The organism is Telluria sp. B2 (assembly GCF_051789535.1).
Lineage (GTDB): Bacteria > Pseudomonadota > Gammaproteobacteria > Burkholderiales > Burkholderiaceae_D > Telluria.
This window is the reverse complement of the sequence record NZ_CP196525.1, coordinates 5027641-5051275: the sequence shown is the minus strand read 5'-3', so window position 1 is coordinate 5051275 and position 23635 is coordinate 5027641. Positions and strand designations below refer to the sequence as shown.

Here is a 23635-nt window from a genome sequence, read left to right as displayed (position 1 = left end):
TCAACTTCGGAAGTCAATTCGTTACCTCTGCATGGCCGGCCTCCTGGCGGGTCCGGCCCTGCCCGTGCTGGCCCAGGTGGAAGCTACCGGCGCGCCGCCCGAGGTCAAGGGCTGGCGCCTTGAAACGGTCACCGACGCCCTGCCGCGCGCCTGGGGCATGGCCTGGCTGCCCGACGGACGCATGCTGGTCACCGGCAAGGAAGGCAGCCTGCACCTGGTCGCCGGCAAGCAGGTGACGACAGTGCCGATCGAGGGGCTGCCCAGGCTCATGACGGGCGGGCAGGGCGGCCTGCTCGACATCGCGGTCCACCCGGCGGACAAGGACGGCAAGGTCCGCGTCTACATGACCATGGCGAACGGGACCAGCAGCGAGAACCGCACCATCCTCGTGCAGGGCGTTTTCGACGGCAGGAAGGTCGGCGGCGTCAGAACACTGTTCCAGGCTTCGCCCTCGAAGAGCGGCGGCCAGCACTTCGGCTCGCGCATCGCCTGGCTGCCCGACGGCACCCTGTTGATGAGCATCGGCGACGGCGGCAATCCGCCCCAGCGCGTGGGCAACATGCTGGCGCGCGATCAGGCCCAGAACCTGGGCAGCCACAACGGTTCCATCCTGCGCCTGACTTTGGAGGGCAAGGCGGCGCCCGGCAATCCGCTGGCGGGCAGGTCCGGCGCGCTGCCGGAGATCTGGTCTTACGGCCACCGCAACATCCAGGGCTTGACCGTCGATCCCGAAGGCCGCGTCTGGGCCAGCGAGCATGGCCCGCGCGGCGGCGATGAGATCAACCGCATCGAGGGCGGCAAGAACTACGGCTGGCCGCTGCAGAGTTTCGGCCTGGACTACAGCTCGCGCGAGCCGATCGGCAAGCACAGCGTACCGGGCATGGTTGACCCGGTGGTGGCCTGGTCGCCGTCGCCCGCCCCCTCGGGCCTGGCCTGGTACACCGGCAGCGCCTTCCCCCAATGGCGCGGCAGCCTGTTCTCCGGCAGCCTGGCCGGCGAGGACCTGCGCCGCATCGCCTTCGACAAGGACGGCAAGGCCGTGCGCCAGGAAAAGCTCGACATCGGCGCCCGCGTGCGCGACGTGCGCCAGGGTCCGGACGGCCAGCTCTACGTGCTGACCGACGAGGACAAGTCGCGCCTGCTGCGGATCGTGCCCGACAAAGGCTGAGCGCCGCTAACGGACGCCGCCACCCATCGCCTTGGCCGATACTGGGGGACCACTGTAGGGTGGGCGCCCCCGTGCCCACGCGTGACGCCTGCGTCGTGTTGGCATTCATGAAGCGCAGCGTCTTCTCATCGTTTACGCGTGGGCACGGGGCGCCCACCCTACGTCCGTGATTTGACAGCATTTGGCCACACAAGGAGGAACGATGGACGACTTCAAGATAGACCTGGCCAGCACCGCGCTGGTCCTGATCGACCTACAGAACGGCAACATGGCGCGCGAGCTGGCGCCGTATTCGAGCCAGCAGGTGCTCGGCAACTGCGTGCTGCTGGCGCAGGAAATGCGCAGCCGCGGCGCGATGGTGGTGTTCGTGCGGGTCCTGCTGAACGAGTTGCAGCCGGGCCCGGCGGACGCGCCCCTGCATGCGGCCGATGCGCCGCCCCCGCCGCCGGACGCCTCGCAGTTCGCGCCCGAGGCCGGCATCGAGGCGACCGACATCGTCATCACCAAGCGCCAGTGGGGCGCCTTCTACGGCACCGAACTGGACCAGTTGCTGCGCCGCCGCCACATCAGGACGCTCATCCTGGGCGGCATCGTCACCAACATCGGCGTCGAGTCGACCGCGCGCGCGGCCCATGACCTGGGTTACGCGCTCGTGTTCGCCGAGGACGCGATGAGCGGCATCAGCGCCGAAGCCCACGATTTCGCCTGCAAGAACACCTTCCGCATCATGGGGCGGGTGCGCAAGACGCGCGAGCTGATCGACGCGCTGCAGGCCGGCACCGGCGACGCATGAAAAAAGCGCCGCCGGGTCTGCCCCGGCGGCGCCTCGGCCTCCTGGCCCGGCTTGGGTCTCGCCTCAGCCGGCCTTGTGGATCTCGGCCGTGATCTCGTACGAGCGCAGGCGCGCCGCGTGGTCGAAGATCTGCGAGGTGATCATCAGCTCGTCGGCACGGGTGTGCGCGATGAAGGCCTTGAGCTGTTCCGCCACGCTGGCGGGCGAGCCGATTGCCGAGCACGACAGTACCGAATCGAGCATCGCGCGTTCCTGGGGCGCAAGCAGCTCCAGGTAGCCGCGCACCGGCGGCTGCAGGCGCGTCGGGCGGCCGCTGCGCAGGTTCACGAAGGCCTGCTGCATCGAGGTGGCCTGGTAATGGGCTTCCTCGTCGCTGTCGGCGGCGAAGACGTTAAAGCCGAGCATCACATAGGGTTTGTCGAGCTGGGCCGACGGACGGAAATTCGCGCGGTACAGTTCGATTGCCTGCATCATCATCTGCGGCGCGAAGTGCGAGGCGAAGGCGTACGGCAGGCCGAGCGCGGCGGCGAGCTGGGCGCCGAACAGGCTGGAGCCGAGGATCCACAGCGGCACCTTCAGGCCGGCGCCCGGCACCGCCTTCACCTGGCGGCGCGGCGAGTCGGCGAAGTAGTCCTGCAGTTCGACGACGTCCTGCGGGAACTCGTCGGCGTCCGAGGCCAGGTTGCGGCGCAGGGCGCGCGCGGTGACGTGGTCGGAACCGGGCGCGCGGCCCAGGCCGAGGTCGATGCGTCCCGGGAACAGCGACTCGAGCGTGCCGAACTGTTCGGCGATCACGAGCGGGGAGTGGTTCGGCAGCATGATGCCGCCGGCGCCGACACGGATGGTGGACGTTCCAGCGGCAACATAACTCATCAGCACAGAGGTGGCGGCGCTGGCGATGCCCGGCATGCCGTGGTGTTCGGCCAGCCAGAAACGGTTGTAGCCCCAGCGCTCGCCATGCTGGGCGAGATCGAGTGAATTATGGAAAGAAGCGCGCGCATCGCTGCCTTCGGCGATGGGCGAGAGATCGAGTATGGAGAAGGGAATCATGGGTTGCATGATACGCCGAAGGATTTTTTCTCGCTGTCCGGGTCGGCAAAACGGCCCGGGCGCCAGGCAGCGCGGCCGTCGTGCCGGCGTAAAGATTGACCCACGGATATTGCTTATCTATTATCTAGCGCTCCTGCGCCCGCACACATCCGGCGTACGCTCCCTTCCGCATTCCAGGACTCCCATGCGCACCTGTTCCCGCATTTATTCCTTCGATGGGCTGCTCAAGCGCCAGACCGCGATCGCCACTGCCTGTTTCGCCCTGCTGGCCGCCGGCTGCGCCCAACTCCCGGACAACGCCGCGCCGGCCGCCGCGCAGGCGCAGGGCGGGCTCGACAGCACTAGGTTCGCGCGCATCGACGGCGCCGTGAACGCGGCGATCGCCGAACGGCGCCTGCCCGGCGCGGTCTTCCGCCTCGAGCGCGGCGGCGACGTCTACGAGCAGGCCTATGGCCGCACCAGCTACGAGCCCGGCGCCCCGGCGGTCGTGCCGGGAACGGTATACGACGCCGCCTCGCTGAGCAAGGTGCTGGCGACCGCGCCTTCCGTCCTGCTGCTGGCCGAGGACGGCAAGCTCGACCTGGATGCAAAGCTGGTCGATTATTTTCCGGAGTGCGAGGGCGGCGGCAAGGAGGCGATCACGATCCGCCACCTGCTGAACCACACCTCCGGGCTGGCGGCGGGCTTGCCGGCGAAACCGGCCTGGAGCGGCGATGCGGCGGCCCACGCGCTGGCCTGTGCGCAGGCCGTGACGCATCCGCCTGGCACTTTCTTCCGCTATTCGGACATCAACTACATCCTGCTCGGCCAACTGGTGCACAAGCTCTCGGGCATGCCGCTCGACGCCTTTGCCCAGGCGCGCATCTTCACGCCGCTGGGCATGCGCGACACCGGCTACCTGCCGCTGCGCCGCTTCGCGCCGGAGGCGATCGCGCCGACCCAGAAGCTGGGAGGGAATGCAGGAAGCTCGCTCCACGACGACGTCGGGACAGGCGCGCTGCTCCAGGGCGTGGTGCACGATCCGACGGTGCGCCGCATCGGCGGCGTGGCCGGTTCCGCCGGCGTGTTCACCACGGCGCGCGACGTCGCGCGCTTCGCGCGCATGCTGCTCGGCGGCGGCGCACTCGATGGCGTGCGCGTCTTGCAGCCCGGGAGCGTGCGCCTCCTCACCACGGTACAAAGCCCGCCGGGCGTCGCCGCGCTGCGCGGGCTCGGCATGGACATCGATTCGCCCTACGCGCAGCGTCCGCGCGGCGCTTTGTACCCGGTGGGAAGCTTCGGGCATACCGGTTTCACCGGCTGCGTCCTGTGGATCGATCCCGCTTCGCGCAGCTTCTACGTGTTCCTGTCGAACCGCGTCTACCCGGACGACAAGGCCAATGTGCTGCCCCTGTACACCCGGCTCGGCACCCTGGCGGCCGAGTCGGCGCAGGTGGGAGCGGGGCGCGCCGGAACCGCTGTCGCAGCCCCCTGAAAACGGCGTTCTCGACTTTCCAAATGGCTACCGCGCGCCCCCTTCATGGCGACCTCTTTTAGACTCGGCGTCCTCACATGTCATTGATATTGTTGAGGAATGTAGCCCCCAAACCATTAGGAGATCGACATGAAAATGCATAAACTGTTGAAAGGCCTGTTGGGCGCTTCCGTCGCTGCGGCGATGGCTGTTTCCATGAACGCACATGCGCAATCGAGCAGCACCGCCGGCCAGTCCGGCAGCTCCGGCCAGTCCGGCAGCTCGCAAGCGACCGGCTCGTCGGCCTCCGGCGACCAGCACTCGGACACGACCAAGCATTCCAGCAAGAAGAAACAGAAGAAGCACAGCAGTTCTTCGGGCGCCAGCGGCAGCAGCAGCTCGGGCACCACGTCGGGCTCCTCGGGCAGCGGCACCAGCGGCAGCACCGGCGGCGGCAGCGGCACCTCGGGCGGCGGCGCGGGCACCGGCAGCGGCACCTCGGGCGCCAGCGGCTCCTCGGGCACCAGCGGCAGCACCGGTACGATGGACAGCGGCACCAGCGGTTCCTCGGGCACCAGCGGCACGGGCGGCTCGCTGGGTACGGGCGGCGCCACCGGCTCGATGGGCACCAGCGGCAGCTCGGGCTCGATGGGCACCAGCGGCACCAGCGGTTCGATGGGCACCAGCGGCGCCGGCGGATCGATGGGTTCGGGCGGCACCAGCGGCACCAGCGGCAGCGGCACCTCGGGTACGTCGGGCACCTCGGGTAGTTCCGGCACCTCGGGCAGCACCGGCACTTCGGGCAGCACCGGCACTTCGGGTACCAGCAGTGGTACTGGCGGCGGCACCGGCGGCCGCGGCTACTGAGTCAACAGCACAGGGCCGCGCAATGCGGCCTGACTTGGAGAGTCGGCTTCAGACGGCACCAGCCCCGCGGGGCTGGTGTTTTTTTTGCCCGTACCGGGCCGCTCAGACCTTCCTGACGAACGCCGACTTCAGGCTCATCGCGCCGAAGCCCTCGATCTTGCAGTCGATGTCGTGGTCGGCGTCGACCAGGCGGATGTTCTTGACCTTGGTGCCCTGCTTGATGACGCCGCCCGAGCCCTTCGGCTTCAGGTCCTTGGTCACGGTGACGGTGTCGCCGTCCTGCAATGTGTTGCCGGCGGCATCGCGCCAGACGCGCGCGGCCTCGCCGGCGGCAGACGCAGCCTGCGCCGACCACTCATGGCCGCATTCCGGGCAGACGAGATTCGGGCCGTCCTCGTAGGTGTAGACGGACTGGCAGGAAGGGCAGGGAGGCAGGGACATGGCGGTGCGGCAGGAAGAGAAACGGGCAGTATAGCCGCCCATCCATGCGTGGCAAAAAAAAGCGCCGGCAGGACCGGCGCAGCGGGAATCAGCCCGCGTCGGCGAGCATCGAGCCGGTCTGGCGGTAGCGCTCGTGCCAGGCGAAGGCTTTCTCCAGCACGTGCGGGGTCTGGCCGCCGCGTGCCTGGGCCTCGCGCACGTAGTCGCGCAGCATGTCCTGGTAGGGCGCCGGCACGCAGTTGGCGATGATGACGCTGGCGCGCTCGCGCGGCGCCAGCCCGCGCAGGTCGGCCAGGCCCTGCTCGGTGACGATGATGTCGACATCGTGCTCGGTGTGGTCGACGTGCGAGACCATCGGCACGATCGAGGACACCTTGCCGCCCTTGGCAATCGACTTGGTGGCGAAGATCGACATGTAGGCATTGCGCGCGAAGTCGCCCGAGCCGCCGATCCCGTTCATCATGTGGGTGCCGCCGACGTGGGTCGAATTCACGTTGCCGTAGATGTCGGCTTCCAGCGCCGTGTTGATCGCGATGATGCCGAGGCGCCGGATCACTTCCGGATGGTTCGACACTTCCTGCGGACGCAGCACCAGGCGGTCGGCATAGCGCTCCATCTCGGCGAAGACCTGGGCGGCTTTCGCCGGCGAGAGCGTGATCGAGGAGCCGGAAGCGAAATCGAGCTTGCCGCTGTCGAACAGGTCGAAGGTCGAATCCTGCAGCACCTCTGAATACATGGTCAGGCCCTCGAAGGGGCTGTCGACGAAACCGGCCATCACGGCGTTGGCGATGGTGCCGATGCCGGCCTGCAGCGGCAGCAGGCGTTTGGTAAGGCGCCCGGCCTCGATCTCCTTGCAGAAGAAGTTCACCAGGTGGCGTGCGATTGCCGCCGTTTCCGCGTCCGGCGGCAGGTTGGCCGAGGTGCTGTCGGGCTGGTCGGTGAAGACGATGGCGGCGATCTTCTCGGGCGGGATCTCGATCGCGGTGGTGCCGACGCGGTCCTCGGCGTTCATCAGGGGGATCGGTTCGCGCATCGGGCGCTTCTTCGGGATCCAGATGTCGTGCAGGCCCTCGAGCGCGCGCGGCTGCGCCAGGTTGATCTCGACGATCACCTTCTCGGCCAGGATCGCGAAGCTGGCGCTGTTGCCCACCGAGGTGGTCGGCACGATGGCGCCAGTCTCGGTAATGCGCACCGCCTCGATCACGGCCACGTCCACCGGGCCCAGGTGGCCCGAGCGCAGCACCTCGACGGTCTCGGACAGGTGCTGGTCGATGTACATCACTTCGCCGCGGTTGATCGCCGCGCGCAGCACCGGATCGACCTGGAAGGGCGCGCGCCGCGCCAGCGCGTGCGCTTCGGTAAGCAGTTTATCCGTGTCGTTGCCGAGCGAAGCGCCGGTGAGCAGGGTGATGCGCAGCGGCTCGCGGCGCGCCCGTTCGGCCAGCGCGGCCGGCACCAGCTTGACATCGCCGGCGCGGGTAAAGCCGCTCATGCCGACGGTCATGCCGTCACGGATGAAGGATGCTGCCTCTGCTGCGGTGGTGATGCGTTCGCGCAGCAGGGGACAGCCGATTCGGTCTTGGTATGCTTCGTTCATCATGGTTCGTCTTGCAGTGGGAGGCTGCTATGTTGGTAGCTATCGCAGCCAGTTGTTGACCGGCACCAGCGGTGGCGGCAGGTCGGGATCGCCTAGCGCGTCGCGCAGGTCGATTTCGATGGCGCGGCAGATGGCGTCGAGCGGCAGGTCGTTCGGCGACAGGCCGAACGGTTCCTCGATCTCGTCGCCCAGCGCATCCAGGCCGAAGAAGGTGTAGGCGACGATGCCCACCACCAGCGGCGTCAGGTAACCGAGGCTGTCGACCAGGCCGAAGGGCAGCAGGAAGCAGTACAGGTAGGAAGTGCGGTGCAGCAGCAGCGTGTACGAGAACGGGATCGGCGTGTTCTTGATGCGCTCGCAGGAGGCGGCGGTGGCGACCATGCCGGAGATGTTGGCGTCGAGCGTGGCCGCCCGCACGCTGTCGAGCATGCCGGTACTGCGGCACAGCGCCAGGTCCTTGCCCATTTCGAGCATCAGCGCATGGGTCAGGTTGCGCCGCTTGCGCAGTGCGGCCCACTCGACCGGCATCAGGTGGGGCGCCACGTCGGCCGCCGGATCGGTCTGGCGCAACTGGTGGCGCAGCGCGTGCGCGAAGGCGATCGCGCGCCGGATCATGCGCTCGCGCACGGCTTCGTTGCCGGCGATGGGATCGATCAGGCTGAGGCACTCGCGGGCGAAGTTGCGGCCGCGTAGCACCAGGTCGCCCCAGAGCTTGCGTCCTTCCCAGAAGCGGTCGTAGGCCGAGTTGTTGCGAAAACCGAGGAAGATCGCCAGCGGCAGGCCCATCAGCGTGAAGGGCGTGATCGTCAGGTGTACCTTGTAGTCGCCCAGTTCCCCATGGGTCCAGCTGACGACGATGGCGAGGAGGGTGGTGACGAGCAGGCTTTTCCAGATGCTCGACAGGATCGAGCCACGCATGGTCAGGAACAGGCGCAGGCCGTTGGGGCGGTCGCGAATGATCATGCCGCCCCCTCATGTGCTTGGTGGGACGGGGCGCTGCTGCAATCGTTCATGCTCGAAACCGCATCGTGACGGAAATGTGGAACTACCGGCCGCGCACGGGCACGGGGCGCAGGGCCACGGCGCCTGGTGCAGGCTGGACGAAAAGACCACTGTAGCGGCTGCGCGAGGGAATTCCTAATTCACATTTCCAATTGCAGTTATTGATGAGGTGAATGTTTGTTCTGGCGTCAACACTGTGGGTTATATTGCAACGGGTGATGCTGTAGGACAGGACCGGCGCGGCCGTGTTCATTCCTGGCGCGTGTACAGCAGCCGGCGCGGATCGAAACCCTGGCCCGACAGGCGCGCCAGCAGCGCGTCAAGCGCGGGTTTCCCGACCTTGGGTGTGCGCGACAGGATCCACAGGTAGTCGCGTCCCGGTTCGCTCACCGCGGCGAGCTGGTAGTCGCGGTCGATGTCGATCACCCAGTAATCGGCCCAGACCGCCGGCACGAAGGACAGCAGGGCCGGCGCGAAGCGCACCTTCAGCCGCGGCGAGTCGGCCGGGCCGACCTGGCGCGCGACGGCCTCGGCGACGTCGGTCCCGCCTTCCGCGGTACGGCAGCGGTTCTCGACCTTCACCGTGCCGTCCGGCATGGCGGTGTAGGTGGCAGTGGTGAAGCCTTCGCACTGGCGCTCGAAGCGGTTGGGGTAGCGCGCAATCTCGTACCAGGTGCCCATGTAGCGCGGCAGGTCGAGACGGGAGACGGTGGCCAGGTCGCTGGCGGCCGCCTTGCCGGCCGCGTAGGCCTTCATGCCCAGCAGGGCGACGGAGGCGAGCATGGTGCCCTTGACCAGGGTGGGAGCGAGTCTTCGGTTCATGGAAAACCTCGGTTAGTCGGTGACTTTGCCATGGTAGCCCGCAGTGGCGGACTCGGCCGCACGAATAGGCGGCCCGTTTGACCGGTGTTCGATGCGCTTCGCGCTGTCCCAAAAAAAACGCCAACCGGCGAGGCTGGCGTACGGGACACGGAAGCGAGGCCCGCGCCTACTCGGCGGTCTTGGCCTGCTGCGCCTGCAGCTGTTCGCGCAGCTGGTTCGGCGCCACGTGGGTGTAGTCCTTGTTGAACTCGAGCTTGATCAGCGGCTTGATGTGCGGGTCCATGACGGCGCGCAGGGCGCCCAGGAACTGGGGCGACGCCGACAGCACGATCTGCTGGAAGCGGCCATCCTGGTGGGCTTTCAGCAGGTAGCTCGAGATGTCCCGCGCGAACTGGTCGGCTTCCTGCTCGGCCTGCGTATGGGCTGGCTGGTATTGCTTGTTCGGCGCGCCCACGCCGGCGTTGTGCGCCGCTCCGACGCCTTGCGTGCCGCCGATGTTGTGGCCACTGCCGGCGGCCGCGGTCGGGCCGAGCCGGTCGGTCAGCACTTCCGACTCGCGCAGGCGTACCGCGTTGTTGACCATGTCCTCGACTTCTTGCAGTGGTGCTGCTGGGTCATCCTCGGAAAAGATCCGTGCCCGGCCAGCATTGGCCGTGATAATCCAGGTTGTTGGCATGCTACCTCCCCTGTCAAATTCATTGAGTGTTGGTATTGTCTGGCCGCGTTGCCGCAGGCGCTATCGCCCCGGAAACGATGCCGATCGTCGCGTAAATTCAATATAGCATAGGGGTTACAAACCCCGACGCACTGCCGCCCTGGCGCGTGCGCACCCTGCCGTGCGCGCCTGTTGCGCGCCGCCCCCTGGACGCTTTCGGCAGAATGAAAGCCTTGTGTTGTGGAGTGCCAGCGAACAGGAGCGAACATGACAAACGAGCAAAAAGACATGCAGGACGGCGCCGGCAGCGGCGACAGGCAGGGTGCGGCGGGCGGGCAGCCGACCCGCAGCGACACGCTGGCCGAGGGCGGCGCCCGCCCGGTCCAGGGCCAGTCGCCACACGGCCAGGCGGGCGGTGTCGGCGCCGACATCGCCGGCGCCGCCGGCGGCACCGATGCCGCGGCCGGCGCGGCAATGGCCGGCAGCGGCGGTCCCGGCGGGGAAGGGCTGCGCAAGAACGCCGACGCCAGCGGCGTACCGGGCACGCCCGGCGGCACCATCGCAGGCAACGAAATCAGCCCGGCGGCGGGCGGCGCGGCCGGCGGCACCGGCCTGGGAGAGGCGGCCTCGGCAGGGGATACCCGCACCGGCACCGGCACCTCGTCCGGCGCCAACACCTCGCCGACCGGCGCCGGGACCAGCGGCGGCAATCCCTCGCCGGACGGCGGACGCAGCCCATAACCGGCACTCACCGCGGCCGCGTCTTCCGGCGTGGCTGCGGTCCGCTATCCAATTCCATGCAACGCCTGCTCATCATCCTCGGCGCCCTCATCCTCGCGGCCGGCCTGGCCTGGCCCTGGCTGCGGCGCCTGCCTTTCGGCCGCCTGCCCGGCGACATCCACGTCGTGCGCGAGGGCTTCAGCTTTCATTTTCCGATCGTGACCTGCATCGTCGTCTCGATCGTCGTCACCATCCTCCTCTGGATTTTCAGGCGCTGAGGCGCTTCCGCGACGGTTTTTACCCGATGCGGGTCGTTCTGTCGCGTCCTCACCTTATCGACAATAAATTTATCTAAAAATTAACGCCTTTCCGTATAATTTGTTTTTATATTTTTAATAACAAATAACGGGCGGAGACATGCATTTCGGGGGATCGATCATAGCCGCGCTGCTGTGCGCCGCGCTGGTTGCAGGCTGCGGCGGCGGCGGTGCAGCGGCGGGCAGCCCGGTCGCCACGGCGCCGGTGGACAACGGCATTCCCCAGGTCACCCCGGGCGGGACCTGGCTGATGTTTTCACCGGGCACGGTGTCGCTCTCGACCTACGCCGGTGAGAGCGCCCGCTTCGAGGTCAGGGCATCGTCGACCCGCACGTTCGAGAAACCGTTCAACGCTGCCGTCATCGACAGCAAGGGCGTCGTCTCTTCCCAAATGAGCCTGGTCAGGTATTCCGACCTCGACTACGCGCTTGTCCTGCACACGGCTGCGATGTCCGAGGGCGTGCATACGACTTACCTGCAGCTGCGCCTGTGCGAGGACGACCCACGCTTCTGCAACAAGCCGTTGCCGGGTTCCCCCTGGCATATTCCAGTTACGGTCACGGTCGCCTCCGCCGCCCAGGCGAAGGAGCGCATGACCGTCCCCGCGGCGATCGAGCTTGTCACCTACGAGGACGAGCCGGCGACCTTCCAGCTCGACGCGCAAGTCAATTCCACGTTCGACGTACCCGTGTCGTTCGGGATAGTCGACAGCGCCGGCCTGGTCGCTCCGGAGGCGAAGATCGTCCAGATCAATCGCAACCGCTACAACGCCGAGATGAGCACCGCGTCCGGTTTGAAGGCCGGCGTCCATACGACCGCGCTCGAAGTGCGCTTGTGCTACGACGATCCGCGCGAGTGCAAGTCCCCGGTGGTCGGCTCGCCCTGGCGCGTGCCGACGACGGTGACGGTGAAGCCGGCCACCAACCTCACGCCCTTGAGCGCAGTTGCGGGGCTGGCGCCCTGGAGTACCTACAACGGCAACCCCCTGCACAATGCCTATGTGCCGGCGCACTTCGATCCTGCAGTATTCAATCGCCGCTGGACCAGACTGGAAACGAGGCCGGGGGCAGCTGAACCGGGCTCGGCCGCGTGGATGAGTGCGCCGGTGATCGACAAGGGCAGGGTGTTCGTCGCCTTCGGGCGCTACCCCGGCAACGCGGAGCTGCTGGCCTTCGGCGAAGCGGACGCGAACCCGCTGTGGCGCCATGACATGGGCAGGCAAACCTTCGTCAGTCCGCCTGCCACAGGCAACGGCAAGGTGGTCATCACCTCAGCCTCGCCCGAGGGCCGTTGCCTGTGGGTGTACGACCAGGCCAGCGGCCAGCTGCTCAGCAAGACGCCGCTGCAATTGCATTGGTCCTCTGGTCCTGCGCCAACTGTCGTGGGCGACATGGTCTATGCCGAGAACGGAACCCAGGGCGACGGCCTGGTCAAGTTCAATGCGGCGACCAACCGGATCGAATGGCGCAGTAATGCGATGGCGGTCAGTGGCTGGACCCCGTCGGTGGACGACAGCTACGCCTGGATCTATCAGGGGAACACACTCTATGCGCTCGACCTTGCCCACGGCGGTATCGCATTCTCGATCCTCGAGGAGGGAGTCAACTGGGTGTTGGAGGGCACGACGTCTCCCGTCATGGACGAACGCATGGGCATCATCACCCTCGACAGGCGCCTGGTGGCGTTCGACCTGCGAACGCGTACCCGCGCCTGGGTAGGACAGGGCGCCAGCTTCGGGCACCCCGTCCTGGCCCAGGACACCGTGTATACGTTCGGTGCGAACGGCAGCGTGGTGGAAGCGCGCGCCGCCTCCACGGGACTGTTGCAGTGGTCCTCGCCGCTGCCGACGAACGCGCCGCCCTCCCAGTTCGGCATGTGGTTCGACACCGCCTACACCGACATGGTCGTCACATCCAACCTCCTGTTCGCCAGTTCGGGAATCAGGACGGTGGCGCTCGACCTCGCCACGCGCGAGGTCGTGTGGACCTATCCGTTCGGCGGCGAGCTGGCGATCTCGGAACAGGGCGTGCTCTACATCGTATCGCCCGGCGGGAGACTGGTGGCCATCAACTTGCGCTGAGTTGCCCGAGCACGGGAATACGCAACAGCCGGGGTCAGGTCTGACATTCGGACACGAGCTCGAGCTCGCGTTAGAGTTCAATCGTAGACCCTGTCTGCCTCGAGCTCTTTTTCGAGGATCCTGCGATCCTTGGCGTTTATGTGAAGCATCCAGCCCAGAGCCAGGAACGTGAAGATGGAACACATCAGCATGGCAAGCATGACGAGCCTCGGAGATGGCATGGTGGTAACGCCAGCCTGACACGCAGGAACCGAGCCGCGTGCCCGTTTCAAGGCCTGCTTGTGCTTGCTTGCAGGCCGGCCGCCGCCTCGCGCAGTATCTCCTGTGCCCGCACCGCAATGGGCGAGAGGTAACCGGTCCTGCGGATGATGCCGACGCGCCGCTCCAGGTCGTCGAAGGCCAGCGGACGCACGACCAGGCCATCGGTCAGGCCGCCTTCGCGCACGCTGCGCATGTTGATCATGCTGATCAGGGACGTGCGCGCCACCACCGCGACAAGGGCATTGAGGCTGTCCGCTTCGACAATCACCGAGCCGAAGGGCAGGCCGCGCTGCCTGAGAGCGTGTTCCAGTTGCGAACGCGTGAACTCGTGCTTGCGGGTGCCGGCCCAGGATTGCCCCGCCAGGTCTTCGATGGCGATCCTGTCCCGGGCAGCCAGGGGGTGATCGGCCCGCATCATCAGGCAGCAGGGATCGGCATACAGGCTCTCGGCCTCCAGCGCCGGGTCGATTTTTTCCGGGATCGGGCAGACCGCAAGCTCGACGTCGCGCCGCACCACGTCATCGAGCAGCGGGCTGCCGAACGCCGTACTCAGGCTGACATGGGCCGCCGGACGTTCGTCCAGCAGCGCAGGAAACAGCGCCCGCAGGGTGAAGTCGGAGGTGGCAGGCGTCACGCCCAGGCGCAGCAGGCCGGCGTGGCCACCGCCGATGTTGCGCGCCTCCTGCACCGCATCTTCCATGTTGCGCGACACCGTCCGCAAGTGGCCGTGAAAGGCGCGGCCGGCTTCGGTCAGCTCGACGCCGCGCGGTCCGCGTGCGAGCAGGCGTACGCCGACCTTGCGTTCCAGGCGCTGGATCGACTTGCTCAGGGCCGGCTGCGATATCCCGAGCCGCTCGGCGGTCGTAGTCAGTGTGCCGCTGGCGGCAACGGCCAGGAAATACTCGATGTCGTCGGTGAGCACGGCATGCCTTCAAGTTATGAATTTGTCGTTTGCGGTTATTTTACTTTATGGCATTTCCGCTCGATAGTTGTCGGACGCCGAGAACAGGCGCCGCTCGCCCCTCGGGCGACGACACTACAGGAGACCGCAATGGCCACTTTTCCGACGTCGATACCGCGCCGTCAGTTTTTGCAGGCTGGCGCCGCACTCGCCGCCAGTACTGCTCTTCCTCATTCCGCCAACGCTGCCGACGAATGGCATGCCGGCGAGGTAGTCCACCTGCTGCCGACCGCCAACCACGAACGCCTGCTGCTGAAGGCTTCGTTTCGATCCCCGTTGACCGCAGCGCCGCAGCTCAAGATCGGCAGCCGGCGAATCGAAGGCCGCAAGACCGACGGCGCCGGGCGTTTCTGGCAATTCGACGTGGGCGGCCTGCAGCCTGATACCACCTACACCCTGCAGTTGCTGCAAAAGGGCGGCGCCAGCCTGTGCGCTTCCTGGCCGCTCAAGACGTTTCCGCGGCCCGATGCCGCTCCGGCCCACGTGCGGCTGCTTGTGTTTACCTGCGCCGGCGGCCACCCCGACGCGGTCGGTCCGGGCGGCGTCGAAGTGTTCCGTTCGCTTGCCATTCGTCACGCGCTGCTCGAACGCGGCATGGCCGAGCGGCCGCACGCCGTCATCGCCAATGGCGACCACATCTATTGGGACCAGCGCACCTGGCTGGAAAGCGCCAATCCGGCGATCCGCAAGGCGGCCGCGGCGCACTACCAGAAGGTGGGCATGTTCGACCCGGCTCAACCGGTGCTCGGCGGCGCCAACGAAAAGGCGCTGGTGAACGCGGTCGATCCGCAGATCGCCCAGCTGTACGGCACGCGGCTGCGTTCGACGCCGGTGTTCTTCATGATGGACGACCACGACTACTTCGAGAACGACGAGGCCGAGGACAACTTCATCACCTTCCCCCCGGACCATTTCGACCTGGCGCTGGCGCGCACCGTCCAGGACATGTACTACCCGCAGTTCCTGCCGGATGCGCAGCGCTCGGGCATGATTCCCGGCAGCGGGGCCGCCGATCGCGCGCCGGGCGTGTCGGAATGCTTCGGCACCCTGCGCTATGGCCGCCTGCTGGAAGTGCTGATGTACGACTGCGGGCGCTACCTGTCGCTCAAGGACCGGCACGCCGGCCTGGTTCCGCCCGAGGCGGAAAGCTGGCTGCTGCGCCGCACGCGCGAATCCGATGCGCGCCACCTGATCCACATGCCGTCCACGCCCTTCGGCTGGTCGGCCGGCAAGTGGCGCGAATGGTATCCGGACGTGGTGGTCTCGGACGAAACCATGGCCTCCGGCGCCAACACCATCTCGCAACGCTTCGGCGGCGTGCACGGCAAGAATCTCCGGCTGAGCACGGACAAGCAGAAGTACATGTGGCAGTCGGGCTGGTTCTCCCAGCACCAGCGGATCGTGGCGGCGCTGACCCAGCAGCAGCGGCCGGCGGTCGTGATGTCGGGCGACCTGCACGCCACCGGCTGGGACCGCATGCTCAGAAGCGGCGAACTGGACCTGCGCAAGAACCCGGTCCATCTCGTGCTCAACGGCACGCTCGGCACCGGGCTGGCCGGCTGGCCGAGCGGGCCGCGCGGACTCGGTCCATCGGCGCCGTCGGCAGTCTCGCTGGAACGCAATGCCCGGCCGGCGGAAAAGAACGGCTTCAGCATCATCGACATCACTGCCGACAAGATGACCTGCAGCCTGTACGCCTGGCGCGAGCCGGATCCGCTGGATGCGATCGCCCGGCTGCAACCCTACGACGTGCTCGAGATCGCGCGGAGCTGACATCATGAAAACGACATCGATCCGGCGCGCCGGCGCCGCCCTGGCCCTGTCGGCCTTGCTGGCGCCGTGCGTCCTGCCGGCGGCTGGGGCAGCCGATGCCACGCCCGCGACCGCGCAGGCCAACCGCGCCTGGCTGTCGCGCCTGCCGTTCGAAGACAGGCAGGACTTCGAGGATGCCTGGCGCGGCTTCATCGCGCGCAGTACCGAGGCCATCAAAACGGCCGACGGGCGCGTCGCGTGGGATGGCAATGCCTACGCTTTCCAGGCCGGCGAAGCGGCGCCGCCGACCGTGAACCCGAGCCTGTGGCGGATCGCCAGGCTGAACAATGCCGCCGGCCTGTTCAAGGTGAGCGACGGGCTGTACCAGATCCGCGGCATGGACCTGGCCAACATGACCATCGTCGAGGGCACGGACGGCATCATCGTCATCGATCCGCTGCTGTCGGCCGAGACGGCGCGCGCCGGGCTGGAGCTGTACTACGCCCACCGGCCGCGGCGGCCCGTGGCGGCCGTCATCTACACCCACAGCCACGTCGATCACTTCGGCGGCGTCAAGGGCGTGATCAGCGCCGAGGATGCGGCCGCCGGCAAGGTCAGGGTCATCGCGCCGGCCGGCTTCATGGAAGAGGCGGTCAGCGAGAACGTCCTGGCCGGTAACGCCATGAGCCGCCGCGCCCAGTACATGTACGGCGCGCTGCTGCCGCGCAGCGCGACCGGCCAGGTCGACGCGGGACTGGGCAAGTCGCTCTCGCGCGGCACCATCACCCTGGTCGCGCCCAATGAGCTGATCGGGAAGCCGGTGGAAACCCGGCGCGTGGCGGGCGTGGAGATCGAATTCCAGCTGACGCCGGGCAGCGAGGCGCCGGCCGAGATGCACCTCTACTTCCCGCAACTGCGGGCCCTGAACATCGCCGAGAACGCGGTGCGTACCCAGCACAACATCCTCACCATACGCGGCGCGAAAGTGCGCGACGCCAAGCTCTGGTCGCAATACCTGGGCCAGACGCTGGCGCGCTATGGCGACAGGACGGACGTCCTGATCGGCCAGCATCACTGGCCTGCCTGGGGCCGCGAACGCGTGGGCCGCCTGCTCGCCGAACAGCGCGACATGTATGCCTTCCTCAACGACCAGACCCTCAGGCTGCTGAACCACGGCCTGACGCCGATGGAGATCGCCGAGCGGCTGCGGCAGCTGCCCGAGCCCCTGGCCAGGCAGTGGCATGTGCGCGACTACTACGGCTCGATCAGCCACAACGTGCGCGCCGTCTACCAGCGCTACCTCGGCTTCTACGACGGCAACCCGGCCAACCTGAATCCCTTGCCGCCGGTCGAGTCGGCGCGCCGCAGCATCGAGTGGATGGGCGGCGCCGCCAGCGTCCTGGCCCGCGCACGCGAGGCCTTCGCAAAGGGCGATTACCGCTGGGTCGCCCAGGTCGCCAACCAGCTGGTGTTCGCCGATCCCGGCAACCGCGAGGCCCGCGCGCTGCAGGCCGATGCGCTCGAGCAGCTGGGCTACCAGACCGAGAACAGCACCTGGCGCAACGCCTACCTGAGCGGCGCCCAGGAGCTGCGCCAGGGCGTCGCGGCCGAGCGGCGCGGGGGAGCGGCCTCGCGCGACCTGCTGGAGGCGCTCACCGTGCCGATGTTCTTCGACTACCTGGCGGTGCGCCTGGATGCGGACAAGGCGGCCGGGCGCGCGATGACGATCAACTGGACCTTTACCGACCTGAAGGAACGGTATGCGATGAACCTCAGCAATGGCGCGCTCACCTGGCTTGCCGACACCCGCCACGAGCGCCCGACGGCAAGCGTCGAACTGAGCAAGGCCGTCCTGAACCGCATCAGCGCGGGCCAGCTCAAGCTCGGGGACGCGCTGCGCCAGGGCGAGGTGCGGGTCGAGGGCGACAAGACGGCGCTGCCGGCGCTGTTCGGCATGCTCGATACGTTCTCGCCGTCGTTCAACCTGGTGACGCCGGCGGCGCTGCCCTGAGGCCGGCGCCGGTCGTTCGATGGGACCAGGAAGAGCAGGGGAGCCTGAGATGCACGGCCTGCATGCGCACGAGTGGACGCAGGCCCTGTGGGCAGGGAACTGGTTTGCTTCGCTGCCCCGGGAGCTCGCGGAGCGCCTCATCGCGCAAGGCACGCTGCGGCGGCTCGAAGCAGGCCAGCGGCTGTTTGGCCGCGGCGAACCCGGAGACGGCATCTACTGCGTGCTGCAGGGCGCCATTCGCATCACCGGGATCACGCAACACGGCAGCGAAGCCTTGCTGGCCTTGCTCGAGCCGCCCCAGTGGTTCGGTGAAATCGCGGTTTTCGACAGCGCGCCGCGCACGCACGATGCCTGGGTGGAGTCCGACGCGCTGCTCCTGCATGTGGCGCAGCCGGTGCTGCAAGGCCTGCTGGACGAGCATCCGGCGTACTGGAAGGACTTCGGGCGCCTGCTGGCGCAGAAAATGCGCGCCATGTTCTCGGCCATGGAAGACAGCGCGGTGCTTCCCGCCACTGCCCGGGTTGCCAGCCGGCTGGCCGCGATGGCGGGCGGCTTCGGCGTGTGGAGCGGGCGCAGCAAACGGTTCGTGCGGGTCTCGCAAGGACAGCTCGGCCTGATGCTCTCCCTGTCGCGCCAGACGGTGAACCAGTCCTTGAAGGAGCTCGAACTGGCCGGCGCCATCCTCCGGTGCCGGGGCGCAATCGAGATTCTCGACGTCGACAGGCTGCTGGCCCCGGGCGCCCAGGGAGAACCCGGGAATACATGACGCGGTCGCGGTGTGCGATCAAGGCTGAGCCGTGTAGAGGGCCACATGGTGGCCCTCTTGTCACCCCTTCGCCGTCTACTGCGCCACCGGCGTCGCCACCTCACGCGCCGCCGCCTCGGCTTCTGCCCTCGCCTGCGCCGCCGCAGCCTCGGCCGACAAGGACGGCTCGACCGATGCTTCCTCGTCCGGCTCGGCCGGCGGCACGGCATTCGCATACGGCCTGATCAGGTCGAGCCGCACCGCGTAGGGACTGCCCGTTGCGGAAGGCGATCGCGGCGATCTGTCCCGCGTCATTGATCGCCTGTGGCAAGGTGATATTCCAGCCCTGCCTGGGGTCGATCAGCGCGTTCAGGCTCTCCATCCGCCTGCCGCGCCAGATGAAGCCGCTTCCCGCACCCGACGGAAAGCCGAAGCCGACCACGTGCCCGCGGTTGTTGATGCCGGTGCCGCCGCTGAAGGGGTTCGGCGATGGGTCGATGGATACGATGCGGCCGCGGTAGTAGATGAAGGCAGCCCGGCCGGCAGATACCTCGGCACTGCCGGTCACCTGGCCACGGTCGTTGATCGCCTCGGGATTGACAGGGACTCGCAGACCGAGGTCTCCGATGTCGCGGGTCTGGCCCCTGGTCCAGATGAAGCCGCGCAGGAAGAAGTCGATGGGCTCCGCCGGTCCGGAGCCGCCGGTGATCTGGTTCCTGTTGTTGAGCGCGCGGGCCTCGGTGAGCGGTGGAAATTCCGGATTGAAAGGTGGCAGATCGGCCAGCTGGGTCAGCGTGCCGTTCGGCGCGCGCAGGTAGCTGGTGTTGCCGCCAAGCGTGCCATCCGGGAGCACGGGATCGGCGGCGTAGACGCTGATATAGCCGGCATTGTTGATGTCGGTCCAGGTGGTCGCTCTGCCGCCGATGGTCCCGATGTCGCGCAGCGTGCCTTTGTCGTAGATGTAGCCGCGCACCTGGCCGCCGCGGGTCGTCCAGTGGCCCAGTACCTGGCCCCTGTCGTTGATGGCGGCGGCGGTGCTGGAGCTACCCTTGAGGGTGCCGAGGTCGACCAGGCCCCTGCCGCGGTTGAGGAAAGCGTGGGTGACGCCCGGTCTGACCGGATAGTTGCCGACCACCACGCCGGCCTCGTTGATGTCGGTGGCCACGCTGCCGGCCGGGCCGACGACCGTGACCTTGTACTCGGGATGGGCCCAGGCGGCGCCGGCGATGGCGAAAGACACCAGGGCCAGGGACATGCGCTGATGCATATACATGGGAAATCTCCTTGGAGAAGGGTGTGCGCCGAACGGGACGCCGGCCTGCATTGGCCTGCGTCGTCACCGGCTGGCGTGTCACGGCGCTTGACACACCAACCGCTGCATGAGTGGCACTGTGCATTCGCTCCTGAAAAGTTTTTCAGCGACCACCGGTCCGAAGGGCACCGGATGTCCTCTTGGAGGGCATTGCCGACAAATTCTCGACCTTCCGCGCAATCGCGCATTGACACAGCACCGCCATTTCGCATAGCGCCCGTACTTACAGGGCGTATCGGAAATACACATGCCTGAACGCACCTGGTTTTTATGCTTGGCAAGGGTCGGGTTTATCGCTTAGCATCGTCCGGTTCCCAACCATTCCTATAACGGAGAGAAACATGAAGCGTACCCTGTGCAGCACCCTGATCGCGGGGCTGTTCGCCGTCGCCGCCAACGCCGGCGCACACGGCGAAGCGGCCACCAGTGCCCCATCGACCGCCGCGGCCAGCGCCGTCTCCGGCGTCGACAAGGCGGCGATCGACCCGGCCGTGCGCGCACAGGACGACTTCTTCCGCTACAGCCAGGGCAAGTGGCTGCGGGACGTCGAGATTCCGGCGGACCGTTCGAGCTGGAGCGCCTTCAGCGTGGCCCAGGAAAACGTCGAGAACCAGATCCGCGCGATCATCGAACAGGCCGCCGCAGACAGGAAGGCGGCCAAGGGTTCGGCCGCGCAGAAGATGGGCGACTACTATGCCAGCTATATCGACGAGGCGCGCCGCAACGCGCTCGGCCTGAGCCCCTTGAAAGCGGAGTTCGCGCGCATCGCCGCGCTGAAGGACAAGCGCGGCATCGCGGCGCTGTCGGCCCACCTGGAGCGCATCGGCGGCGAAGCGCCGCTCGGCATGTACGTGGGCCAGGACAGCAAGGATTCGACCCGCTACGTCGTCAGCGTCGGCCAGTCTGGCCTGGGCCTGCCGAACCGCGACTACTACCTGGCCGAGGAAGCGCGCATGAAGGACTTCCGCGCGAAATACCAGGCCCACATCGAGAAGATGCTGACCCTGGCCGGCCACAAGGATGCCGCGCTGGAAGCGGCAAACATCCTGGCGCTGGAAACCGAAATCGCGAAGGTGCAGTGGAGCGCCGTCGAGAACCGCGACCCGGTCAAGCGCTACAACAAGATGAGCTTTGTCCAGCTGAAGGACCTGATGCCGGGCTTCGACTGGACCACCTGGATGAAGGATGTCGGCGTGGCCGGCAAGGTCGATTCGCTGATCGTCGGCCAGCCGAGCTACCTGGCCGGCCTGGACAGGATCATTGCCGTCACCCCGGTCGAGACCTGGAAGTCCTACTTCTCCTTCCACCTGCTGAGCAGCTACGCGCCCTACCTGTCCCAGCCTTTCGTCGACGAGAGCTTCGCCTTCCGCGGCGGTGTGCTGTCGGGCGCCAGGGAGAACCGTCCGCTGGAGAAGCGCGCGATCGCCCAGGTCAACCGCGACCTGAGCGAAGTGGTCGGCAAGGTCTATGTCGAGCGCCACTTTCCGGCCGAGCGCAAGGCGCAGGTCGAGGAGATGGTGAAGAACTTCGTCACCGCCTTCCGGGAAGGCATCCAGACCCTGGACTGGATGAGCGAGGAGACCAAGAAGCAGGCCCAGATCAAGCTGTCGAAGATGAACGCGAAGATCGGCTACCCGGAGAAGTGGCGCGATTACTCGTCCTTGACCATCGAGCGCGGCGACCTGGTCGGCAACGTGATGCGTTCGCGCGTGTTCGGTCACGAGTACGGCATCAACAAGCTGGGCAAGCCGGTGGACCGCCAGGCCTGGAGCATGAGCCCGCAGACCGTCAACGCCTACTACAGCCCGAGCATGAACGAAGTCGTGTTCCCGGCGGCGCGCCTGCAGTACCCGCTGTACGACGCCAACGCCGAGCCGGCGGTCAACTACGGCGCGGTCGGCATCTCGATCGGCCACGAGATCAGCCACGCTTTTGATGACAAGGGTTCGCAGTTCGACGGCGACGGCAACCTGCGCAACTGGTGGACGAAGGAAGACGCCGAGAAGTTCGCGGCGCGCGGCAAGGTGCTGGTGGCCCAGTACGCCGGCTACAGCCCGGTGCAGGGCTACAACCTGAACGGCGAGCTGACGCTGGGCGAGAACATCGCCGACAACGCCGGCGCCATCATGGCCAGCCGCGCCTACAGGATCTCCCTGAAAGGCAAGCCGGCCCCGGCGATCGACGGCTTCACCGCCGAGCAGCGCCTGTTCATGGGCCTGGCCCAGGCGCGCCGCGGCAAGGCGCGCGACGCCGCCCTGATCGCCCAGGTCAAGGCGGACCCGCACTCGCCGTCGGAATTCCGCGTCAACGGCAGCCTGCGCAACCACCCGGGCTACTACGAAGCCTACGACGTGAAACCGGGCGACAAGATGTACCTGAAGCCGGAAGAGCGCGTCATCTTCTGGTAAGCGTGAAGTAAAAGGGAAGAAGGGAGCGCCGCGGCGCTCTCTTTTTTTATCACGACCTCGCGAACACCTGGATCTCGCGGTGTCTTATGTAGGGTGGACACCTGTGTCCACGCGGTCGTGCCTGTACACACCCCGCTGCAACCGGGCACCGCCGCTCGTTAACAACACCGGTTGCATCAATCTTCTCTGCGTCCCGGTGACGCCGCGATGACGCAAACGCTGTACCGCGTGGACACAGGTGTCCACCCTACGAAAACCCGCACCGCAGCACGTCGTCACACCACCGTTTTCATCACGGCGTCGCGAACACCTGGGTCCAGTATGCAAAACCCGGCAGGCGCGCCCGGCTGACCGCATAGCCCGCGCCCATCTCGGTGAAGTCCGGATTCATCAGGTTCGCGCAGTGGCCCGGGCTGTCCAGCCAGCCGGCCACCGCCTCCTGCGGCGAGGTCTGTCCCGCCGCGATGTTTTCCCCGATATGCCGCCAGCGGTAGCCCGCGCGCGTGGCGCGCTGTGCCACCTCGGTGTTGTCCGAGCCCCGATGGCTGAAGCGGCGGTGCGCCGCCATGTCGCTGCTGTGCTCGCGCGCCGCCTGGGCCAGCGCATCGTTCCAGGCGACCGGCCGCGCCCGGCCGAAATAGCGGCCGCCGCAATTGCGCGCGCTGGCGCGCGCCGCGTTCACCAGCGCCAGGATGGCCTGGCCGGCCTCGAACTGGTCCGGCAGCGCGAGCGGCGGCGTCGGGCGCGCCAGCACGATGGTCCACTCGTTGCCCTGGCGCGACACGCCGATGTCCTGCAGGCCGGCGTCCAGCAGGGTGCGGCAGTAGCGCGTGCGGATGGCTTCCATTGCCGCCTCGGCGTCTGGCGCGCCACCGACGTGGATCACTTCGGCGCGGTCGGCGTAGTAGCCGAGCTGCTCGAGTACCGACTCCGGAAAATTGCCCGGCCCAAGACGCATGCGCGCCAGCGCCGCCTGCGGCTTCAGGGCCGGGGCGGGCGGCGGTTGCCGTCCCTGGCAACTGTCGGGCGCGGCGCGCCAGGCGTTGATGGCGGCAAGCAGGCGCGTATCCTCCTGGGCATGGGCGCCGCCGCTCCACGACAGGACGCAGCCCAGCAGGGCGAGGCAGGGCAGGAGCGGGGCGGGCGGAAAATGCTTCACGGCGTGGCATGCAGGGTTGTTCGGATGCGGCCAGCATATCTCCGCCGCGCGCACGGCGGCG

The 23635-nt window shown here is 67.4% G+C and carries 20 protein-coding genes; 11 read left to right on the top strand and 9 right to left on the bottom strand.

Features of this window, described 5'->3' with window-relative positions:
* The first annotated feature begins 31 nt into the window (after positions 1 to 31).
* The gene (locus ACSUZJ_RS22310; RefSeq protein ID WP_499411794.1) at positions 32 to 1168 is read left to right on the top strand and encodes a PQQ-dependent sugar dehydrogenase; all 1137 of its coding nucleotides are present in this window, start codon (positions 32 to 34) and stop codon (positions 1166 to 1168) included.
* Between the two features lie 202 nt (positions 1169 to 1370).
* Positions 1371 to 1961: an isochorismatase family protein gene (locus ACSUZJ_RS22305; protein WP_499411793.1), complete on the top strand. Its 591-nt coding sequence runs from the start codon at positions 1371 to 1373 to the stop codon at positions 1959 to 1961.
* 63 nt (positions 1962 to 2024) lie between these two features.
* Here the strand turns inward: ACSUZJ_RS22305 and ACSUZJ_RS22300 are convergent, their stop codons facing one another.
* Positions 2025 to 3011: an LLM class flavin-dependent oxidoreductase gene (locus ACSUZJ_RS22300; protein ID WP_499416644.1), complete on the bottom strand. Its 987-nt coding sequence runs from the start codon at positions 3009 to 3011 to the stop codon at positions 2025 to 2027.
* A 184-nt stretch (positions 3012 to 3195) separates the two neighbouring features.
* Between ACSUZJ_RS22300 and ACSUZJ_RS22295 the strand changes: the two genes are divergently transcribed.
* The gene (locus tag ACSUZJ_RS22295) at positions 3196 to 4485 is read left to right on the top strand and encodes a serine hydrolase domain-containing protein (protein WP_499411792.1); all 1290 of its coding nucleotides are present in this window, start codon (positions 3196 to 3198) and stop codon (positions 4483 to 4485) included.
* A 129-nt stretch (positions 4486 to 4614) separates the two neighbouring features.
* Positions 4615 to 5331: a hypothetical protein gene (locus ACSUZJ_RS22290; RefSeq protein WP_499411791.1), complete on the top strand. Its 717-nt coding sequence runs from the start codon at positions 4615 to 4617 to the stop codon at positions 5329 to 5331.
* 102 nt (positions 5332 to 5433) lie between these two features.
* Here the strand turns inward: ACSUZJ_RS22290 and ACSUZJ_RS22285 are convergent, their stop codons facing one another.
* From ACSUZJ_RS22285 to ACSUZJ_RS22265, 5 genes are all read right to left on the bottom strand, one after another.
* The gene (locus tag ACSUZJ_RS22285; RefSeq protein WP_499411789.1) at positions 5434 to 5772 is read right to left on the bottom strand and encodes a zinc ribbon domain-containing protein YjdM; all 339 of its coding nucleotides are present in this window, start codon (positions 5770 to 5772) and stop codon (positions 5434 to 5436) included.
* An 88-nt stretch (positions 5773 to 5860) separates the two neighbouring features.
* The gene (gene scpC, locus ACSUZJ_RS22280) at positions 5861 to 7372 is read right to left on the bottom strand and encodes a succinyl-CoA:acetate CoA-transferase ScpC (protein WP_499411788.1); all 1512 of its coding nucleotides are present in this window, start codon (positions 7370 to 7372) and stop codon (positions 5861 to 5863) included.
* Positions 7373 to 7408: 36 nt separating this feature from the next.
* Positions 7409 to 8332 (bottom strand): bestrophin family protein, encoded by a 924-nt coding sequence (locus tag ACSUZJ_RS22275; RefSeq protein WP_499411787.1) that lies wholly within the window; start codon positions 8330 to 8332, stop codon positions 7409 to 7411.
* A 288-nt stretch (positions 8333 to 8620) separates the two neighbouring features.
* Positions 8621 to 9193 (bottom strand): lipocalin family protein, encoded by a 573-nt coding sequence (locus ACSUZJ_RS22270; RefSeq protein ID WP_499411785.1) that lies wholly within the window; start codon positions 9191 to 9193, stop codon positions 8621 to 8623.
* Between the two features lie 166 nt (positions 9194 to 9359).
* Positions 9360 to 9869 (bottom strand): host attachment protein, encoded by a 510-nt coding sequence (locus tag ACSUZJ_RS22265; RefSeq protein WP_499411784.1) that lies wholly within the window; start codon positions 9867 to 9869, stop codon positions 9360 to 9362.
* 246 nt (positions 9870 to 10115) lie between these two features.
* Here ACSUZJ_RS22265 and ACSUZJ_RS22260 point away from each other — a divergent pair, with 246 nt between their 5' ends.
* From ACSUZJ_RS22260 to ACSUZJ_RS22250, 3 genes are all read left to right on the top strand, one after another.
* Positions 10116 to 10589 carry a hypothetical protein gene (locus tag ACSUZJ_RS22260; protein WP_499411782.1) on the top strand — a complete coding sequence of 158 codons (474 nt, stop codon included), beginning with the start codon at positions 10116 to 10118 and terminating at the stop codon, positions 10587 to 10589.
* A gap of 56 nt (positions 10590 to 10645) precedes the next feature.
* Entirely contained in the window at positions 10646 to 10846 is a 201-nt protein-coding gene (locus ACSUZJ_RS22255; protein ID WP_499411781.1) for a DUF2905 domain-containing protein, read from the top strand.
* 139 nt (positions 10847 to 10985) lie between these two features.
* Complete coding sequence (locus tag ACSUZJ_RS22250; RefSeq protein WP_499411780.1) at positions 10986 to 12965, top strand: outer membrane protein assembly factor BamB family protein; 1980 nt, start codon at positions 10986 to 10988, stop codon at positions 12963 to 12965.
* Between the two features lie 268 nt (positions 12966 to 13233).
* On the opposite strand, the gene ACSUZJ_RS22245 is transcribed toward ACSUZJ_RS22250, so the two are convergent.
* A complete protein-coding gene (locus ACSUZJ_RS22245) occupies positions 13234 to 14148 on the bottom strand; it encodes a LysR family transcriptional regulator (protein ID WP_499411779.1) in 915 nt (304 codons plus the stop codon).
* Positions 14149 to 14277: 129 nt separating this feature from the next.
* Between ACSUZJ_RS22245 and ACSUZJ_RS22240 the strand changes: the two genes are divergently transcribed.
* Genes ACSUZJ_RS22240 through ACSUZJ_RS22230 form a run of 3 tightly spaced genes read left to right on the top strand, consistent with a single transcriptional unit; the run spans position 14278 to position 18716 of the window.
* The gene (locus ACSUZJ_RS22240; RefSeq protein ID WP_499411777.1) at positions 14278 to 15960 is read left to right on the top strand and encodes a twin-arginine translocation signal domain-containing protein; all 1683 of its coding nucleotides are present in this window, start codon (positions 14278 to 14280) and stop codon (positions 15958 to 15960) included.
* A gap of 4 nt (positions 15961 to 15964) precedes the next feature.
* Positions 15965 to 17950, top strand: coding sequence for an alkyl/aryl-sulfatase (locus ACSUZJ_RS22235; protein WP_499411776.1), 1986 nt, complete (start codon positions 15965 to 15967; stop codon positions 17948 to 17950).
* Between the two features lie 49 nt (positions 17951 to 17999).
* Positions 18000 to 18716, top strand: a complete 717-nt coding sequence (locus ACSUZJ_RS22230; protein ID WP_499411775.1) for a Crp/Fnr family transcriptional regulator — start codon at positions 18000 to 18002, stop codon at positions 18714 to 18716.
* 100 nt (positions 18717 to 18816) lie between these two features.
* Here the strand turns inward: ACSUZJ_RS22230 and ACSUZJ_RS22225 are convergent, their stop codons facing one another.
* A complete protein-coding gene (locus ACSUZJ_RS22225) occupies positions 18817 to 19968 on the bottom strand; it encodes an HAF repeat-containing protein (RefSeq protein ID WP_499411774.1) in 1152 nt (383 codons plus the stop codon).
* Positions 19969 to 20348: 380 nt separating this feature from the next.
* Between ACSUZJ_RS22225 and ACSUZJ_RS22220 the strand changes: the two genes are divergently transcribed.
* Positions 20349 to 22415, top strand: a complete 2067-nt coding sequence (locus tag ACSUZJ_RS22220; protein WP_499411772.1) for a M13 family metallopeptidase — start codon at positions 20349 to 20351, stop codon at positions 22413 to 22415.
* A gap of 292 nt (positions 22416 to 22707) precedes the next feature.
* Here the strand turns inward: ACSUZJ_RS22220 and ACSUZJ_RS22215 are convergent, their stop codons facing one another.
* Positions 22708 to 23574, bottom strand: coding sequence for a CAP domain-containing protein (locus ACSUZJ_RS22215; protein WP_499411771.1), 867 nt, complete (start codon positions 23572 to 23574; stop codon positions 22708 to 22710).
* Positions 23575 to 23635 lie beyond the last annotated feature (61 nt).